We start from the raw sequence: 13420 nt of genomic DNA on the forward strand, positions 1-13420 counted from the left end.
CCGCAGCGGCCGCTGGTGGGCAACGCTGCGCGCTTGTCCACCCTACCGGAGTGCGCCTCAGTAGCGCCAGAAGCTCGGCGACAGCAGCACGATCAGCGAGAACACCTCGAGGCGGCCGAGGATCATCGCCACGCTGAGCAGCAGCTTGGCGCTGTCCGGCAGGCTGGCATAGTGCGCGGTGGCGTCGCCCAGCGCCGGGCCGAGGTTGTTCATGCACGAGGCCAGGCTGGAGAAGGCGGTGATCGGGTCGAGGCCGCTACCGAGCAGCAGCAGCATCAGGCCGAAGAAGGTCACCATGTACATGGCGCAGAAGCCCCACACCGATTCGACCACCCGATCCGGCACCTTGCGCCGGCCCATCTTCACCCCGAACACGCCGTTGGGGTGCAACAGGCGCTGGATCTCGCGCTGGCCCTGACGCACCACCAGCATGGCGCGCATCACCTTCATGCCGCCGCCGGTGGAGCCGGCGCAGGCGCCGATGAAGGCGGTGTACAGCAGCAGGAAAGGCAGGAAGCTCGGCCACAGGCTGAAGTCGTCGACGCCGAAGCCGGTGGTGGTGAACACCGAGACCACCTGGAAGGCGGCGTAGCGCACCGAGTCGAGCGGATGTTCGTGGTGGCTGTAGACCAGCAGGATCAGCGTGGTGATAACGAATACCGCCGCCAGCAGCTTGAGGTAGGCCATGCACTCGGCGTCGCGCAGGTAGGCCTTCAGCGAGCGGCTGCGCAGGGCGAGGAAGTGCAGGGCGAAGTTCATCCCCGAGGCGGCCATGAAGAAGATGCAGATGGCCTCGATCAGCGCGCTGTCGAAGTAGCCGATGCTGGCGTCGTGGGTGGAGAAACCGCCGATGGCGATGGTGGCGAAGCTGTGGCCGATGGCATCGAACAGGCTCATGCCGGCGATCCAGTAGGCCAACGCACAGAGCGCGGTGAGACCGCAGTAGATCAGCCAGAGGGTCTTGGCGGTGTCGGCGATGCGGGCCGACAGCTTGTTCTCCTTCAGCGGTCCCGGCATCTCGGCGCGGTACAGCTGCATGCCGCCGATGCCGAGCATCGGCATCACCGCTACCGCCAGCACCACGATACCCATGCCGCCCAGCCACTGCAGTTGCTGGCGGTAGTAGAGGATCGAGCGTGGCAGCTCGTCGAGACCGGTGAGCACGGTGGCGCCGGTGGTGCTCAGGCCGGAGAAGGCTTCGAACAGCGCGTCGGTGGCGTCCATCGCCGGCCGCTCGCTGAGCAGGAAGGGGATGGCGCCGAACAGGCCGAGGACGAACCAGAACAGTGCGGTGATCAGGTAGCCGTCGCGTACCCGCAGCTCGCCACGCGCCTCGCGGGTCGGGAGCCAGATCAGTGCGCCGGTCACCAGGGTGATGGCGAACGACCAGACGAAGCTGTGCCAGGTGTCGTCGCCGTCGTGCACGCCGAGCAGCATGGGCGGCAGGTGGGTGATGCTGAACAGCATCAGCAGAATGCCGAGGATGCGGGAAATGACGGCGTAATGCATGTACGGAGGTTACCGGCGCAAGGGCGTGGGCATGGCAGCGGGGCGATCGCTCCGCTGCCCGGCGGGGGTCAGAAGAAGGTCAGGCCCGCCTGGAACAGGCGTTCCACGTCGCGGATGTGCTTCTTGTCGACCAGGAACAGGATGATGTGATCGCCCGACTCGATGCGCGTCTCGCCGTGAGCGATCAGCACTTCCTCGTCGCGGATGATCGCCCCGATGGTGCTCCCCGGCGGCAGCGGGACGTCGGCGACCCGGCGACCGACCACCTTGCTCGACTTGGCGTCGCCGTGGGCGATGGCCTCGATCGCCTCGGCGGCGCCGCGGCGCAGCGAGTGCACGCTGACGATGTCGCCGCGGCGCACGTGGGTCAGCAGGGTGCCGATGGTGGCTTGCTGCGGGCTGATAGCGATGTCGATCTCGCCGCCCTGGATCAGGTCGACGTAGGCCGGGTTGCTGATCAAGCTCATCACCTTGCGCGCGCCGAGGCGCTTGGCCAGCAGCGAGGACATGATGTTGGCCTCGTCGTCGTTGGTCAGGGCCAGGAAGATGTCGGCTTCGTTGATGTTCTCCTCGACCAGCAGGTCGCGGTCGGAGGCGCTGCCCTGCAGGACGATGGTGCTTTCCAGGGTGTCGGACAGGTAGCGGCAGCGCGCCGGGTTCATCTCGATGATCTTCACCTGGTAGCGGGTCTCGATGGCCTCGGCCAGGCGTTCGCCGATATGCCCGCCGCCGGCGATCACCACCCGGCGGTAGCTGTCCTCGACCCGGCGCAGCTCGCTCATCACCGCACGGATATGGCTGCGCGCGGCGATGAAGAACACCTCGTCGTCGGCCTCGATCACCGTGTCGCCCTGCGGCAGGATCGCCCGGTCGCGGCGGTAGATGGCCGCCACCCGGGCGTCGATGGTCGGCATGTGCTCGCGGATCTGCCTGAGCTGCTGACCAACCAGGGGACCGCCGTAGTAGGCGCGCACGCCGACCAGCTGGGCCTTGCCGTCGGCGAAGTCGAGCACCTGCAGGGCGCCGGGGTATTCGATCAGGCGCTTGATGTAGTTGGTCACCACCTGTTCCGGGCTGATCAGCACGTCGACCGGGATCGCCTCGTTGCAGAACAGGCCGGCGCGGGTCAGGTAGGCCGCCTCGCGCACGCGGGCGATCTTGGTCGGCGTGTTGAACAGGGTGTAGGCGACCTGACAGGCGATCATGTTGGTTTCGTCGCTGTTGGTCACCGCCACCAGCATGTCGGCGTCGTCGGCGCCGGCCTGGCGCAGCACGGTCGGGTAGGAACCCTTGCCCTGGATGGTGCGAATGTCCAGACGGTCGCCGAGGTCGCGCAGGCGGTCGCCGTCGGTGTCGACCACGGTGATGTCGTTGGCCTCGCTGGCCAGGTGCTCGGCCAGGCTGCCGCCGACCTGCCCCGCGCCGAGAATGATGATCTTCATCCGACTACTCCTGTGGGGCGGGTCCTGGCCCGCCGCATTCTTGTTGGGCGAGCGCCGTCAGCCCCGCGGCGCGGCGGCAATCTTGATCAGCTTGGCATAGTAGAAGCCGTCGTGGCCGTCGACCTGGGCCAGCAACTGGCGACCGTGCGGCTGCTTGAGGCCGAACGGACCGGGAATGTCCAGCTCGCGCGCGCCGGGGGTGCGGGCGAGGAAGGCACCGATCACCTCGGTGTTCTCGGTCGGCAGGCTCGAGCAGGTGGCGTAGAGCAGCACGCCACCTACTTCCAGGGTCGGCCACAGGGCATCCAGCAGCTCGCCCTGCAGGGCGGCCAGGGCGGCGATGTCGTCGGCCTGGCGGGTCAGCTTGATGTCCGGATGGCGACGGATCACCCCGGTGGCCGAACAAGGCGCATCGAGGAGGATGCGCTGGAACGCTTGACCGTCCCACCACTGCCCGACCGCGCGTGCATCGGCGGCGATCAGGTGGGCATCCAGCTGCAGACGGGCGAGGTTCTCGCGCACGCGCACCAGGCGGCTCTCTTCCAGGTCGACGGCGGTGACGGCCAGCGTCGGCTCGGCCTCCAGCAGGTGGCAGGTCTTGCCGCCCGGGGCGCAGCAGGCGTCCAGCACGTGCTGGCCGGGCTTGAGCTCGAGCAGGTCGGCGGCCAGCTGGGCGGCCTCGTCCTGCACGCTGACCCGCCCGGCGGCGAAGCCCGGCAGGGTGGTGACGTCGCAGGGGGAGGCCAGCTGCACGCCATCCGTGCTGAACGGGCAGGCGCGCGCCTCGATGCCGGCGGCGGCCAGCTCGGTGAGGTAGGCGTCGCGCGAGCCATGGCGGCGGTTGACCCGCAGAGTCAGCGGCGGATGGCTGTTGTTGGCCGCGCAGACGGTTTCCCAGTCCGCCGGCCAGTGCGCCTTCAGTGCCTTCTGCAGCCAGCGCGGGTGGGCGGTGCGCGCGGCGGGGTCCTTCTCCAGCGCGGCGAGCAGCGCCTCGCCCTCGCGCTGGGCACGGCGCAGCACGGCATTGATCAGGCCCTTGGCCGAGGACTTCTTCAGCTTGTCGACGCAGCCGACCGTTTCGCCGATCGCCGCGTGGGCGGGGATGCGTGTGTAGAGCAGCTGATACAGGCCGATCAACAGCAGCGCCTCGAGGTCCTGATCGCCCGCCTTGAACGGCTTCTGCAGTAGCTTGTCCGCCAGCAGGGCCAGGCGTGGCTGCCAGCGTGCGGTGCCGAAGGCCAGCTCCTGGGTCAGACCGCGGTCGCGGGCCTCGACCTTGTCCAGCTGCGCCGGCAGCGCGCTGCCCAGCGAGGCCTTGCCGGCGAGCACGGCGCCGAGGGCGCGGGCGGCGGCCAGCCGCGGATTGATACTCATCAGACCAGCACCTGGCCGGTGGCGAACTGCTCGCGGCGGCTGTTGTACAGGTCGGCAAAATTCAGCGGCTTGCCGCCAGCCAGCTGCAGGCGGGTCAGGCGCAGGGCGCCGGTGCCGCAGGCCACGACGAGGCCGTCGCGGCTGGCGTCGAGGATTTCACCCGGTGCGCCCTGCCCTTCGCCCTGGCCTTCTGCGACGAGCTGGGCAGCCAGCACCTTGAGCGGCGCTTCGGCCAGCGTGGTATGGCAGATCGGCCAGGGATTGAAGGCGCGCACCAGACGCGCAAGCTCCACGGCCGGACGACTCCAGTCAAGGCGCGCCTCGTCCTTGTTCAGCTTGTGGGCGTAGGTGGCCAGGGCATCGTCCTGCACCTCGCCCTTGAGTTCGCCGGCGGCCAGTTGCGGGATGGCCGCAACCACCGCCGCGGCGCCCAGCTCGGCCAGGCGGTCGTGCAGGCTGCCGCCGGTGTCGGAGGCAGCAATCGGGGTGACGACCTTGAGCAGCATCGGCCCGGTGTCCAGGCCTGCTTCCATCTGCATCACGGTGACCCCGGATTCGGCATCGCCGGCCTGCACCGCACGCTGGATCGGCGCGGCGCCGCGCCAGCGCGGCAGCAGCGAGGCGTGGCTGTTGATGCAGCCCAGGCGCGGGATGTCCAGCACCACCTGCGGCAGGATCAGGCCGTAGGCCACCACCACCAGCAGGTCGGGCGCCAGCGCGGCCAGTTCGGCCTGGGCTGCCGGATCGCGCAGGGTCGCCGGCTGCAGCACGGGAATCTCGTGGGCGACGGCGAGCTGCTTGACCGGGCTGGCCATCAGCTTCTGGCCGCGACCGGCCGGGCGGTCGGGCTGGGTGTACACCGCCACCGGGTTGAGGCCGCTGTCGAGCAGGGCCTGCAGGTGGCGGGCGGCAAATTCCGGAGTACCGGCGAAGACGATGCGCAGGGGCTGGCTCATGGGGCTCGCTCAAGAAAAAAGGCTTGCCGCGGGCAAGCCTTCTGGTGAATCAGGAGTGTTGCAGGCGATGCTGTTTTTCCAGCTTCTTCTTGATCCGGTCGCGCTTGAGGCTGGACAGGTAGTCGACGAACAGCTTGCCGTTGAGGTGGTCGCACTCGTGCTGGATGCACACCGCCAGCAGGCCCTCGGCGATCAGCTCGAAGGGCTGGCCGTCGCGGTCCAGCGCCTTGATCCTGACTTTCTGCGGGCGGTCGACGTTCTCGTAGAAGCCGGGCACCGACAGGCAGCCTTCCTGGTACTGGTCCATCTGCTCGGTGAGCGGCTCGAACTCGGGGTTGATGAACACCCGCGGATCGCTCTTGTCCTCCGACAGGTCCATCACCACCAGGCGCTTGTGCACGTTGACCTGGGTCGCGGCCAGGCCGATGCCGGGCGCCGCGTACATGGTTTCGAACATGTCGTCGATCAGCTGGCGCAGCGCGTCGTCCACCACGTCCACCGGCTTGGCGTGGGTGCGCAGGCGGGGATCGGGGAATTCGAGAATGTTCAGGATCGCCATATGCGTTTGTGATGCACTTGTGGAATAAATCGAAAACCGGCTGATAAGATGCCCGGCAGCTCGAAAAACGGCTTGAGGCCGCGTATTTCGCCGGCCAGCGCACGTTTTGTGTGTCGGCACATGATAAAGGGATTCACCTCATGAGGAAATCATTAGTCGCCCTGCTGCTGATGGCGGCTGGCAGCCTGGCCCAGGCCGAAGTCCAGCTCCGGGACGGCCATCCGCAGAGCTACACCGTGGTGCGCGGCGACACCCTGTGGGACATCTCCGGCAAGTTCCTCCGCCAGCCGTGGAAGTGGCCGGAAATCTGGCACGCCAACCCGCAGGTGCAGAATCCCAACCTGATCTATCCGGGCGATGAGCTCAGCCTGGTCTACATCGACGGCCAGCCGCGCCTGGTGCTCGGCCGCGGCGCCTCGCGCGGCACCATCAAGCTGTCACCGCACGTGCGCAGCACGCCGATGGCCGAGGCGATCCCGGCCATCCCGCTGGAGAAGATCAACAGCTTCCTGCTCAGCAACCGCATCGTCGACAGCGCCAGCGAATTCTCCCAGGCACCGTACATCGTCGCCGGCAACGCCGAGCGCGTGGTCAGCGGTGCCGGCGACCGCATCTATGCCCGCGGCAGCTTCGCCGACGGCCAGCCGGTCTATGGCCTGTTCCGTCAGGGCAAGACCTACACCGACCCGCAGACCGGGGAAGTCCTCGGCATCAACGCCGACGATATCGGCAGCGGCGAAGTGGTAGCCGAGGAAGGCGACATCGCCACCCTGGTGCTCAGCCGCACCACCCAGGAAGTGCGCATGGGCGACCGCCTGCTGCCCACCGAGGAGCGCGCGATCAGCTCCACCTTCATGCCCAGCTCGCCGAGCAGCGAGATCGACGGCCTGATCCTCGACGTGCCGCGCGGTGTGACCCAGGTCGGCCAGCTCGACGTGGTCACCCTCAACAAGGGCCGTCGCGATGGCCTCGAAGAAGGCAACGTGCTGGCCATCTACAAAACCGGCGAGACCGTGCGCGACCGCATCACCGGCGAGAGCGTGAAGATCCCCGACGAGCGTTCCGGCCTGCTGATGGTGTTCCGCACCTACGACAAGCTCAGCTACGGCCTGGTGCTCAACGCCAGCCGCTCGCTGGCGGTGAACGACAAGGTCCGCAACCCGTAAGTGCGGTGAACGAAGCCCCCGCCCTGCGGGGGCTTCGTGTTTCTGGCCGGGCGCAAGGAGCTGCGCCGACCAGCGGCCCTGCCGTTCCGCCCTCCTCTCCCGATCAAGGACGATCGCCATGCCCCATCCCACCGCCCCGTCGCCGGCCGAACTGGAAGCCCGCCTTCGCCTGCATGGCCTGCCAGAGATCGGTCCGCGGCGCTTTCGCCGCCTGCTCGAGGTGTTCGGCTCGGCCAGTGCCGCCCTCAGCGCGCCGGCTTTCGCCTGGCAGTCCCTCGGCCTGCCACAGGCTGCCGCCCTGGCACGGCGCAGCGCCAGGGTGCGCGACCAGGCGGCACACGCCCTGGCCTGGCTGGAGCAGCCCGGACAGTACCTGCTGTGCTTCGACGATCCGTACTACCCCGCGTTGCTCGCCGAGCTGAACGACGCGCCGCCGCTGCTGTGGGTCGCCGGCGACCCCCGGCTGCTCGAGCGCCCGCAACTGGCCATGGTCGGCAGCCGTCAGGCCAGCCGGCCGGGACTGGACACCGCCGCGGCCTTCGCCCGCAGCCTGGCCGGCGGCGGCTTCGTGGTCACCAGCGGGCTGGCGCTGGGCATCGACGGCGCCGCCCATCTCGGCGCCCTGGAGGTTGGCGGCGTCACCGTGGCGGTGCTCGGCACCGGCCTCGAGTGCCTGTATCCGAAACGCCACGCCGGGCTGGCCCGGCGCATCGTCGCCGAGGGCGGCGCGCTGGTTTCCGAGCTGCCACTCGACGCACCGCCGCAGGCCGGCAACTTCCCGCGGCGCAACCGCATCATCAGCGGCCTGTCGCTCGGCGTGCTGGTGGTCGAGGCCAGCCCGTCCAGCGGCTCGCTGATCACCGCGCGGCTGGCCGCCGAGCAGGGCCGCGAGGTGTTCGCCATTCCCGGCTCGATCCACCATCCCGGCGCGCGCGGCTGCCACCAGCTGATCCGCGAGGGCGCCCAGCTGGTGGAGAAGGTCGAGGATATTCTCGAGGCGCTGCGCGGCTGGCAGCGCGTGCCGACCAGGGCCGCGCCGCGCCAGCAGGCCATCGATCTGGGCGAGGAGCCACACCCGTTGCTGGCCCTGCTGCGTGCCGCACCGCAGAGCAGCGAGGCTCTGGCCGTGAGCAGCGGCCTGCCCTTGCCCGAACTGCTCGCCCAGCTCACCGAACTGGAGCTGGACGGGCGCATCGGCTGCGACAACGGCTGCTGGGTCTGCTGCGGCTGAGCCCTGCCCATCGACATGCACTGCCATCGCTGGCCCGAGCGGATACACTGCGCAGCAGTTTTCCAGCGCGCGGAGGTGGTGATGGTCGGGCAGTGGCAGGTGCAGCAGGTGGCGCAGGTGGTGCGCCAGGGCGGCGTGATCGCCTACCCCACCGAGGCGGTGTGGGGGCTGGGCTGCGACCCGTGGGATGCCGAGGCGGTGTTCCGCCTGCTGGCGCTCAAGGCGCGCCCGGTGGAGAAGGGCCTGATCCTGGTGGCCGCCGACATAGCCCAGTTCGACTTCCTCATCCACGATCTGCCGCAGGCCTGGCGCGCGCAGCTGCAGCTCAGCTGGCCGGGGGCGAACACCTGGCTGGTGCCGCATCAGGACCGCCTGCCCGAGTGGATCAGCGGGATGCACGACAGCGTGGCTCTGCGGGTCAGCGACCACCCGCTGGTGCGCGCGCTGTGCGCCCACACCGGGCCGCTGGTGTCGACCTCGGCCAATCCCGCCGGCCGCCCGGCGGCGCGTACCCGTCTGCGCGTCGAGCAGTACTTCGGCGGCCAGCTCGACGCGGTGCTCGGCGGCGCGCTGGGCGGCCGGCGCAACCCCAGCCTGATCCGCGACCTGCGCACCGGCCAGGTGATCCGCCCGTCCTGAAGTCCATGGCAACCCGGAATTTCAGGGTTTCCATGCGCAGCTGTCAGGGCAGCAGGATGGTCGAGCCGGTGGTCTTCCGCCCTGCCTGGGCGGCCTGGGCCGCTCCGGCGTCGGCCAGGGCGTGGCGCTGGCCGATCTCCACCTGCAGGGTGCCATTGGCGACCAGCGCATACAGCTCCGCAGCCATGGCGCGCAGGCGCTCGGGGGTGTCGGCGTAGCCGGCCAGGGTCGGCCGGGTGACGAACAGCGAGCCCTTCTGCGCCAGGATGCCGAGGTTGACCCCGGTGACCGGGCCGGAGGCGTTGCCGAAGCTGACCAGCAGGCCGCGTCTGGCCACGCAGTCCAGGGAGATTTCCCAGGTGTCCTTGCCCACCGAGTCGTAGACCACCGGGCACTTCTCCCCATCGGTCAGCTCCAGCACCCGCGCGCGCACGTCCTCGCGGCTGTAGTCGATGGTCGCCCAGGCGCCCAGCGCCTGCGCGCGCTCGGCCTTCTCGGCCGAGCCGACCGTGCCGATCAGCCTGACGCCGAGCGCCCTGGCCCACTGGCAGGCCAGGCTGCCGACACCGCCGGCGGCGGCGTGGAACAGGATGGTTTCGCCGCCCTGCAGCTTGCCGATCTGGCGCAGCAGGTACTGCACGGTCAGGCCCTTGAGGGTCGCCGCGGCGGCCTGCTCGCAGCTCACCCCGGCGGGCAGCGGCACCAGTACGTCGGCCGGCAGCACGCTCAGCTCGGCGTAGGAGCCCTGCGGTCCGGTGCAGTAGGCCACCCGGTCGCCGACCTGGAACTCGCTGACCGCGCTGCCGACCGCCTCGACCACTCCGGCGCCCTCGCTGCCCAGCCCCGAGGGCAGGCTCAGCGGATACAGGCCGTTGCGGTAGTAGATGTCGATGAAGTTCAGGCCGATGGCCTGGTTGCGCACGCGCACCTCGCGCGGGCCGGGGGCGGCGGGAGTGAAGTCGACGTACTCGAGCACCTCGGGGCCGCCGTGGCGGCTGAGCTGGATGCGTTTGGCCATGGCCGGGAATCCTCGTTGCAGATGGCAAGGCGCCCATCCAAGCTTGCGCCATGGCCTGCGTCAAGCCCGGGGTGCAAAACGCGGTGGTATGCTTGCCGCCTGTTGCGCGCCGCCGGCCTGTCCGTGCGGCCAGACCCGGATCCGAGGTGACTTGTGACTGACCGTATCGCGGCCGTGAAGGCCTACCTGCTCGACCTGCAAGACCGTATCTGCGCCGCCCTCGAGGCCGAGGACGGCGGCACACGCTTTCGCGAGGAAGCCTGGGAGCGTCCGGGCGGCGGCGGTGGCCGCACCCGCGTGCTGGAGAACGGCGCGCTGATCGAGAAGGGCGGAGTCAACTTCTCCCATGTGTTCGGCGACGGCCTGCCGCCGTCGGCCAGCGCCCACCGCCCGGAGCTGGCCGGGCGCAGCTTCCAGGCCCTCGGCGTGTCCCTGGTGATCCACCCGGAAAACCCCCACGTGCCGACCTCGCACGCCAACGTGCGGCTGTTCTGCGCCGAGAAGGAAGGCGAGCAGCCGGTGTGGTGGTTCGGCGGCGGCTTCGACCTGACCCCCTACTACGCCCACGAGGAAGACTGCATCGAGTGGCACCGCGTGGCGCGCGCGGCCTGCGAACCGTTCGGCGCCGACGTCTACCCGCGCTACAAGGAATGGTGCGACCGCTACTTCCACCTCAAGCACCGCGGCGAGCCGCGCGGCATCGGCGGCCTGTTCTTCGACGACCTCAACGAGTGGGACTTCGACACCTGCTTCGCCTTCATCCGCGCGGTGGGCGACGCCTACATCGAGGCCTACCTGCCGATCGTGCGCAAGCGCAAGGCCACCCCGTTCACCGAGCAGCAGCGTGAATTCCAGGCCTATCGCCGCGGCCGCTACGTCGAGTTCAACCTGGTGTTCGACCGCGGCACCCTGTTCGGCCTGCAGTCGGGCGGGCGCACCGAGTCGATCCTCATGTCGCTGCCGCCGATCGTGCGCTGGGGCTACGACTGGAAGCCGGAGCCTGGCAGCGAAGAGGCGCGGCTGACCGAGTACTTCCTGCAGGATCGCGATTGGCTGGGCGAGGCAGGGGCGTGATGGACCGCTATTGCGTGTTCGGCAACCCCATCGGCCACAGCAAGTCGCCGCTGATCCACCGCCTGTTCGCCGCGCAGACCGGCGAGCAGCTCAGCTACGAGGCGCTGCTGGCGCCGCTGGACGACTTCGTCGGTTTCGCCCGCGCCTTCTTCGCCGAGGGCCTGGGCGCCAACGTCACCGTGCCGTTCAAGGAAGAGGCCTTCCGCCTCGCCGACGAGCTCAGCCAGCGCGCCGCCCGCGCCGGGGCGGTGAACACCCTGAAAAAGCTGGCCGATGGCCGCCTGCTCGGCGACAACACCGACGGCGCCGGGCTGGTGCGCGACCTCACCGTCAACGCCGGCCTCGAGCTGGCCGGCAAGCGTATCCTGCTGCTCGGAGCCGGCGGTGCGGTGCGTGGCGTGCTCGAGCCGCTGCTGGCGGAAAAGCCGGCCGAGCTGGTGATCGCCAACCGCACCGTGGCCAAGGCAGAAGAGCTGGCGCGGCTGTTCTCCGACCTCGGCCCGGTGCTGGCCAGCGGCTTCGACTGGATCGACGCGCCGGTCGACCTGATCGTCAACGGCACCTCGGCCAGCCTGGCCGGCGAGCTGCCGCCGATCTCGCCGAGCCTGATCCAGCCGGGGCACACGGTGTGCTACGACATGATGTACGCCAAGGAGCCGACCGCCTTCAATCGCTGGGCGGCCGAGCACGGCGCGGCGCGCACCCTGGACGGCTTGGGCATGCTGGTCGAGCAGGCCGCCGAGGCGTTCTTCGTCTGGCGCGGCGTGCGCCCGGACAGCGCGCCGGTGCTCGCCGAGCTGCGCCGCCTGCTGGGCTGAGCGCCGCTGCATGACCGGCCGTGCGCCGGTCATGCAGGGTCTCCGCCGCCCGCCCGCTCAGTCCTTGAACTGCAGCGGGCACTGCTCGGCGCCTTCCAGCTTGAGCAGCTCCTCGCGCACCCGCGGACGCACCCGGCGCAGCACCAGACTGCGCTGCTGCAGGCCCAGGCGGCGTGCCTCCTGGTGCAGCATCACCACCCCGGCGTAGTCGATGAAGTTGACGTAGTGGGCGTCGACGATCACCGCCGGTGCCTGGCTGGCCTGGATGTGCCGCTGCAGATAGGCGCAGGCGCCGAAGAAGATCGAGCCCTCGATGCCCAGCACCTCGTCGCTGCCCTCGTACCAGCGCTGCAGGCGCGGCTGCGAGGTACGCTTGAGGTAGAACAGCAGCGAGGCCAGCACCCCGGCGTAGATCGCCGTCTGCAGCTCCAGCAGCAGGGTGGCGGCGCAGGTCAGCGCCATCACCGCGAACTCCGCCCGGCTCACCCGCCACAGCGCGCGCAGGCCGGGCACGTCCACCAGTCCCCGGCAGATCAGCAGGATCACCGCGGCCATCGCCGGCAGCGGAACGTGCGCTAGCAGCGCCGCGCCGAACAGAGTGAACAGCGCCACCCACAACGCCGAGAACACCCCGGCCAGCGGCGACAGCGCGCCGGACTGCTGGTTGAGCGCCGAGCGGGTGAACGAGCCGGCCGACAGGTAGGCGGAGAACCACGGGCCGACCAGGTTGGCCAGGCCCTGGCCGCGCACCTCGGTATCCACCTCGAGGATCTGCTGCGACTGCTGGGCCAGCGCGCGGGCGATCGACAGGCTGGTGACCAGGCCGAGCAGGCCGAGGGCCACCGCCGCCGGCAGCAGGGTCAGCACGCTGTCGAGATCGAAGCGCAGCGCGGCCATCGGCGGCAGGCTGCCGGCGAAGGCCTCGACCTGCGGCACCGCGGCGAACACGCCGGGCAGCAGCCAGACCAGCAGGCTGCCGGCGAGGATGGCCAGCAGCAGCGCCGGCAGGCGCGGCCACAGGTGGCGCACTCCCAGCGCCACGCCGAGGGTCAGCGCGGCCACCGCCACTGACGGCCAGTGCGCCTCGCTCAGATGCTCGCCCAGCGCCAGCGACCCCTTGAGCGCGGTGGCCTGGCCGGGCAGGTCGAGGCCGAGCAGGTTGGGTACCTGGCCGAGGGCGATGACCAGGGCCGCGCCGAGGGTGAAGCCGAGCAGCACCGACTGCGAGATGAAATTGACCAGACTGCCGAAGCGCAGCAGGCCGAGCAGCCACTGGAACAGCCCGGCGAGGAAGCTCAGCAGCAACACCAGAGCGATGTAGTCCGGACTGGCCGGTGCGGCCAGCGGGCTGACACTGGCGAAGATCACCACCGAGATGGCCGCGGTCGGCCCGCCGATCAGGTGCATGGAGGAGCCCCACAGGCAGGCGACGATCACCGGCACCACCGCGGCGTACAGGCCGTACTCAGCCGGCAGGCCGGCGATCAGCGCGTAGGCGATCGACTGCGGCAGGGCGAGGATCGCCCCGGTCAGGCCGACCAGGGCATCGCGGCCGAGGCTGCGCGCAGTGACCTGCGGCAGCCAGCGCAGGAACGGCAGCAGGCTGTAGCGATGGGGCATGGGACCTCGCGGCG

12 protein-coding genes are annotated in these 13420 nt (G+C 69.8%); 5 read left to right on the forward strand and 7 right to left on the reverse strand.

Translation table 11 applies throughout. The features are described 5' to 3' along the window. Nucleotides 1-57 precede the first annotated feature (57 nt). The 5 genes from BMZ19_RS14925 to def all read right to left on the reverse strand — a co-directional run bounded on the left by BMZ19_RS14925 (nt 58) and on the right by def (nt 5840). The gene (locus tag BMZ19_RS14925) at nt 58-1509 is read right to left on the reverse strand and encodes a TrkH family potassium uptake protein (protein WP_090312254.1); all 1452 of its coding nucleotides are present in this window, start codon (nt 1507-1509) and stop codon (nt 58-60) included. A gap of 68 nt (nt 1510-1577) precedes the next feature. Further along, nucleotides 1578-2951: a Trk system potassium transporter TrkA gene (gene trkA, locus BMZ19_RS14930; RefSeq protein WP_090312256.1), complete on the reverse strand. Its 1374-nt coding sequence runs from the start codon at nt 2949-2951 to the stop codon at nt 1578-1580. A 57-nt stretch (nt 2952-3008) separates the two neighbouring features. After that, nucleotides 3009-4319: a 16S rRNA (cytosine(967)-C(5))-methyltransferase RsmB gene (rsmB, locus tag BMZ19_RS14935; RefSeq protein ID WP_090312472.1), complete on the reverse strand. Its 1311-nt coding sequence runs from the start codon at nt 4317-4319 to the stop codon at nt 3009-3011. Between the two features lie 5 nt (nt 4320-4324). Continuing rightward, the gene (gene fmt / locus BMZ19_RS14940) at nt 4325-5281 is read right to left on the reverse strand and encodes a methionyl-tRNA formyltransferase (protein WP_090312258.1); all 957 of its coding nucleotides are present in this window, start codon (nt 5279-5281) and stop codon (nt 4325-4327) included. Between the two features lie 49 nt (nt 5282-5330). Beyond that, the gene (gene def, locus BMZ19_RS14945) at nt 5331-5840 is read right to left on the reverse strand and encodes a peptide deformylase (protein WP_090312260.1); all 510 of its coding nucleotides are present in this window, start codon (nt 5838-5840) and stop codon (nt 5331-5333) included. A 140-nt stretch (nt 5841-5980) separates the two neighbouring features. Between def and BMZ19_RS14950 the strand changes: the two genes are divergently transcribed. The 3 genes from BMZ19_RS14950 (at nt 5981) to tsaC (ending at nt 8876) form a co-directional block, all read left to right on the forward strand. Then, nucleotides 5981-7006: a LysM peptidoglycan-binding domain-containing protein gene (locus BMZ19_RS14950; RefSeq protein ID WP_090312263.1), complete on the forward strand. Its 1026-nt coding sequence runs from the start codon at nt 5981-5983 to the stop codon at nt 7004-7006. Nucleotides 7007-7124: 118 nt separating this feature from the next. After that, nucleotides 7125-8237, forward strand: coding sequence for a DNA-processing protein DprA (dprA, locus tag BMZ19_RS14955; RefSeq protein ID WP_090312265.1), 1113 nt, complete (start codon nt 7125-7127; stop codon nt 8235-8237). 81 nt (nt 8238-8318) lie between these two features. Beyond that, nucleotides 8319-8876 carry an L-threonylcarbamoyladenylate synthase type 1 TsaC gene (gene tsaC / locus BMZ19_RS14960; protein WP_090312266.1) on the forward strand — a complete coding sequence of 186 codons (558 nt, stop codon included), beginning with the start codon at nt 8319-8321 and terminating at the stop codon, nt 8874-8876. Nucleotides 8877-8919: 43 nt separating this feature from the next. Here tsaC and BMZ19_RS14965 read toward each other — a convergent pair whose 3' ends face one another. Then, a complete protein-coding gene (locus BMZ19_RS14965; RefSeq protein WP_090312268.1) occupies nt 8920-9894 on the reverse strand; it encodes a quinone oxidoreductase family protein in 975 nt (324 codons plus the stop codon). A 153-nt stretch (nt 9895-10047) separates the two neighbouring features. On the opposite strand from BMZ19_RS14965, the gene hemF reads away from it, so the two are divergent. Beyond that, nucleotides 10048-10968, forward strand: coding sequence for an oxygen-dependent coproporphyrinogen oxidase (gene hemF / locus BMZ19_RS14970; protein ID WP_090312269.1), 921 nt, complete (start codon nt 10048-10050; stop codon nt 10966-10968). Further along, entirely contained in the window at nt 10968-11786 is an 819-nt protein-coding gene (aroE, locus tag BMZ19_RS14975; RefSeq protein WP_090312271.1) for a shikimate dehydrogenase, read from the forward strand. Before hemF ends, aroE begins: the two co-directional genes overlap by 1 nt. A 57-nt stretch (nt 11787-11843) precedes the next feature. On the opposite strand, the gene BMZ19_RS14980 is transcribed toward aroE, so the two are convergent. After that, nucleotides 11844-13406, reverse strand: a complete 1563-nt coding sequence (locus BMZ19_RS14980) for a SulP family inorganic anion transporter (protein WP_090312273.1) — start codon at nt 13404-13406, stop codon at nt 11844-11846. Between the last annotated feature and the right edge of the window lie 14 nt (nt 13407-13420).

Origin of the sequence: Pseudomonas linyingensis (assembly GCF_900109175.1) — a bacterium.
In the GTDB taxonomy this organism is placed as follows: domain Bacteria; phylum Pseudomonadota; class Gammaproteobacteria; order Pseudomonadales; family Pseudomonadaceae; genus Geopseudomonas; species Geopseudomonas linyingensis.

Excerpts from the sequence above, each read along its gene's own strand:
- def (WP_090312260.1), bottom strand. The coding sequence starts at position 5,840 with ATGGCGATCCTGAACATTCTCGAATTCCCCGATCCCCGCCTGCGCACC.
- fmt (WP_090312258.1), bottom strand. The coding sequence starts at position 5,281 with ATGAGCCAGCCCCTGCGCATCGTCTTCGCCGGTACTCCGGAATTTGCC.
- tsaC (WP_090312266.1), top strand. The coding sequence starts at position 8,319 with ATGGTCGGGCAGTGGCAGGTGCAGCAGGTGGCGCAGGTGGTGCGCCAG.
- BMZ19_RS14950 (WP_090312263.1), top strand. The coding sequence starts at position 5,981 with ATGAGGAAATCATTAGTCGCCCTGCTGCTGATGGCGGCTGGCAGCCTG.
- BMZ19_RS14980 (WP_090312273.1), bottom strand. The coding sequence starts at position 13,406 with ATGCCCCATCGCTACAGCCTGCTGCCGTTCCTGCGCTGGCTGCCGCAG.
- BMZ19_RS14925 (WP_090312254.1), bottom strand. The coding sequence starts at position 1,509 with ATGCATTACGCCGTCATTTCCCGCATCCTCGGCATTCTGCTGATGCTG.
- trkA (WP_090312256.1), bottom strand. The coding sequence starts at position 2,951 with ATGAAGATCATCATTCTCGGCGCGGGGCAGGTCGGCGGCAGCCTGGCC.
- aroE (WP_090312271.1), top strand. The coding sequence starts at position 10,968 with ATGGACCGCTATTGCGTGTTCGGCAACCCCATCGGCCACAGCAAGTCG.
- dprA (WP_090312265.1), top strand. The coding sequence starts at position 7,125 with ATGCCCCATCCCACCGCCCCGTCGCCGGCCGAACTGGAAGCCCGCCTT.
- BMZ19_RS14965 (WP_090312268.1), bottom strand. The coding sequence starts at position 9,894 with ATGGCCAAACGCATCCAGCTCAGCCGCCACGGCGGCCCCGAGGTGCTC.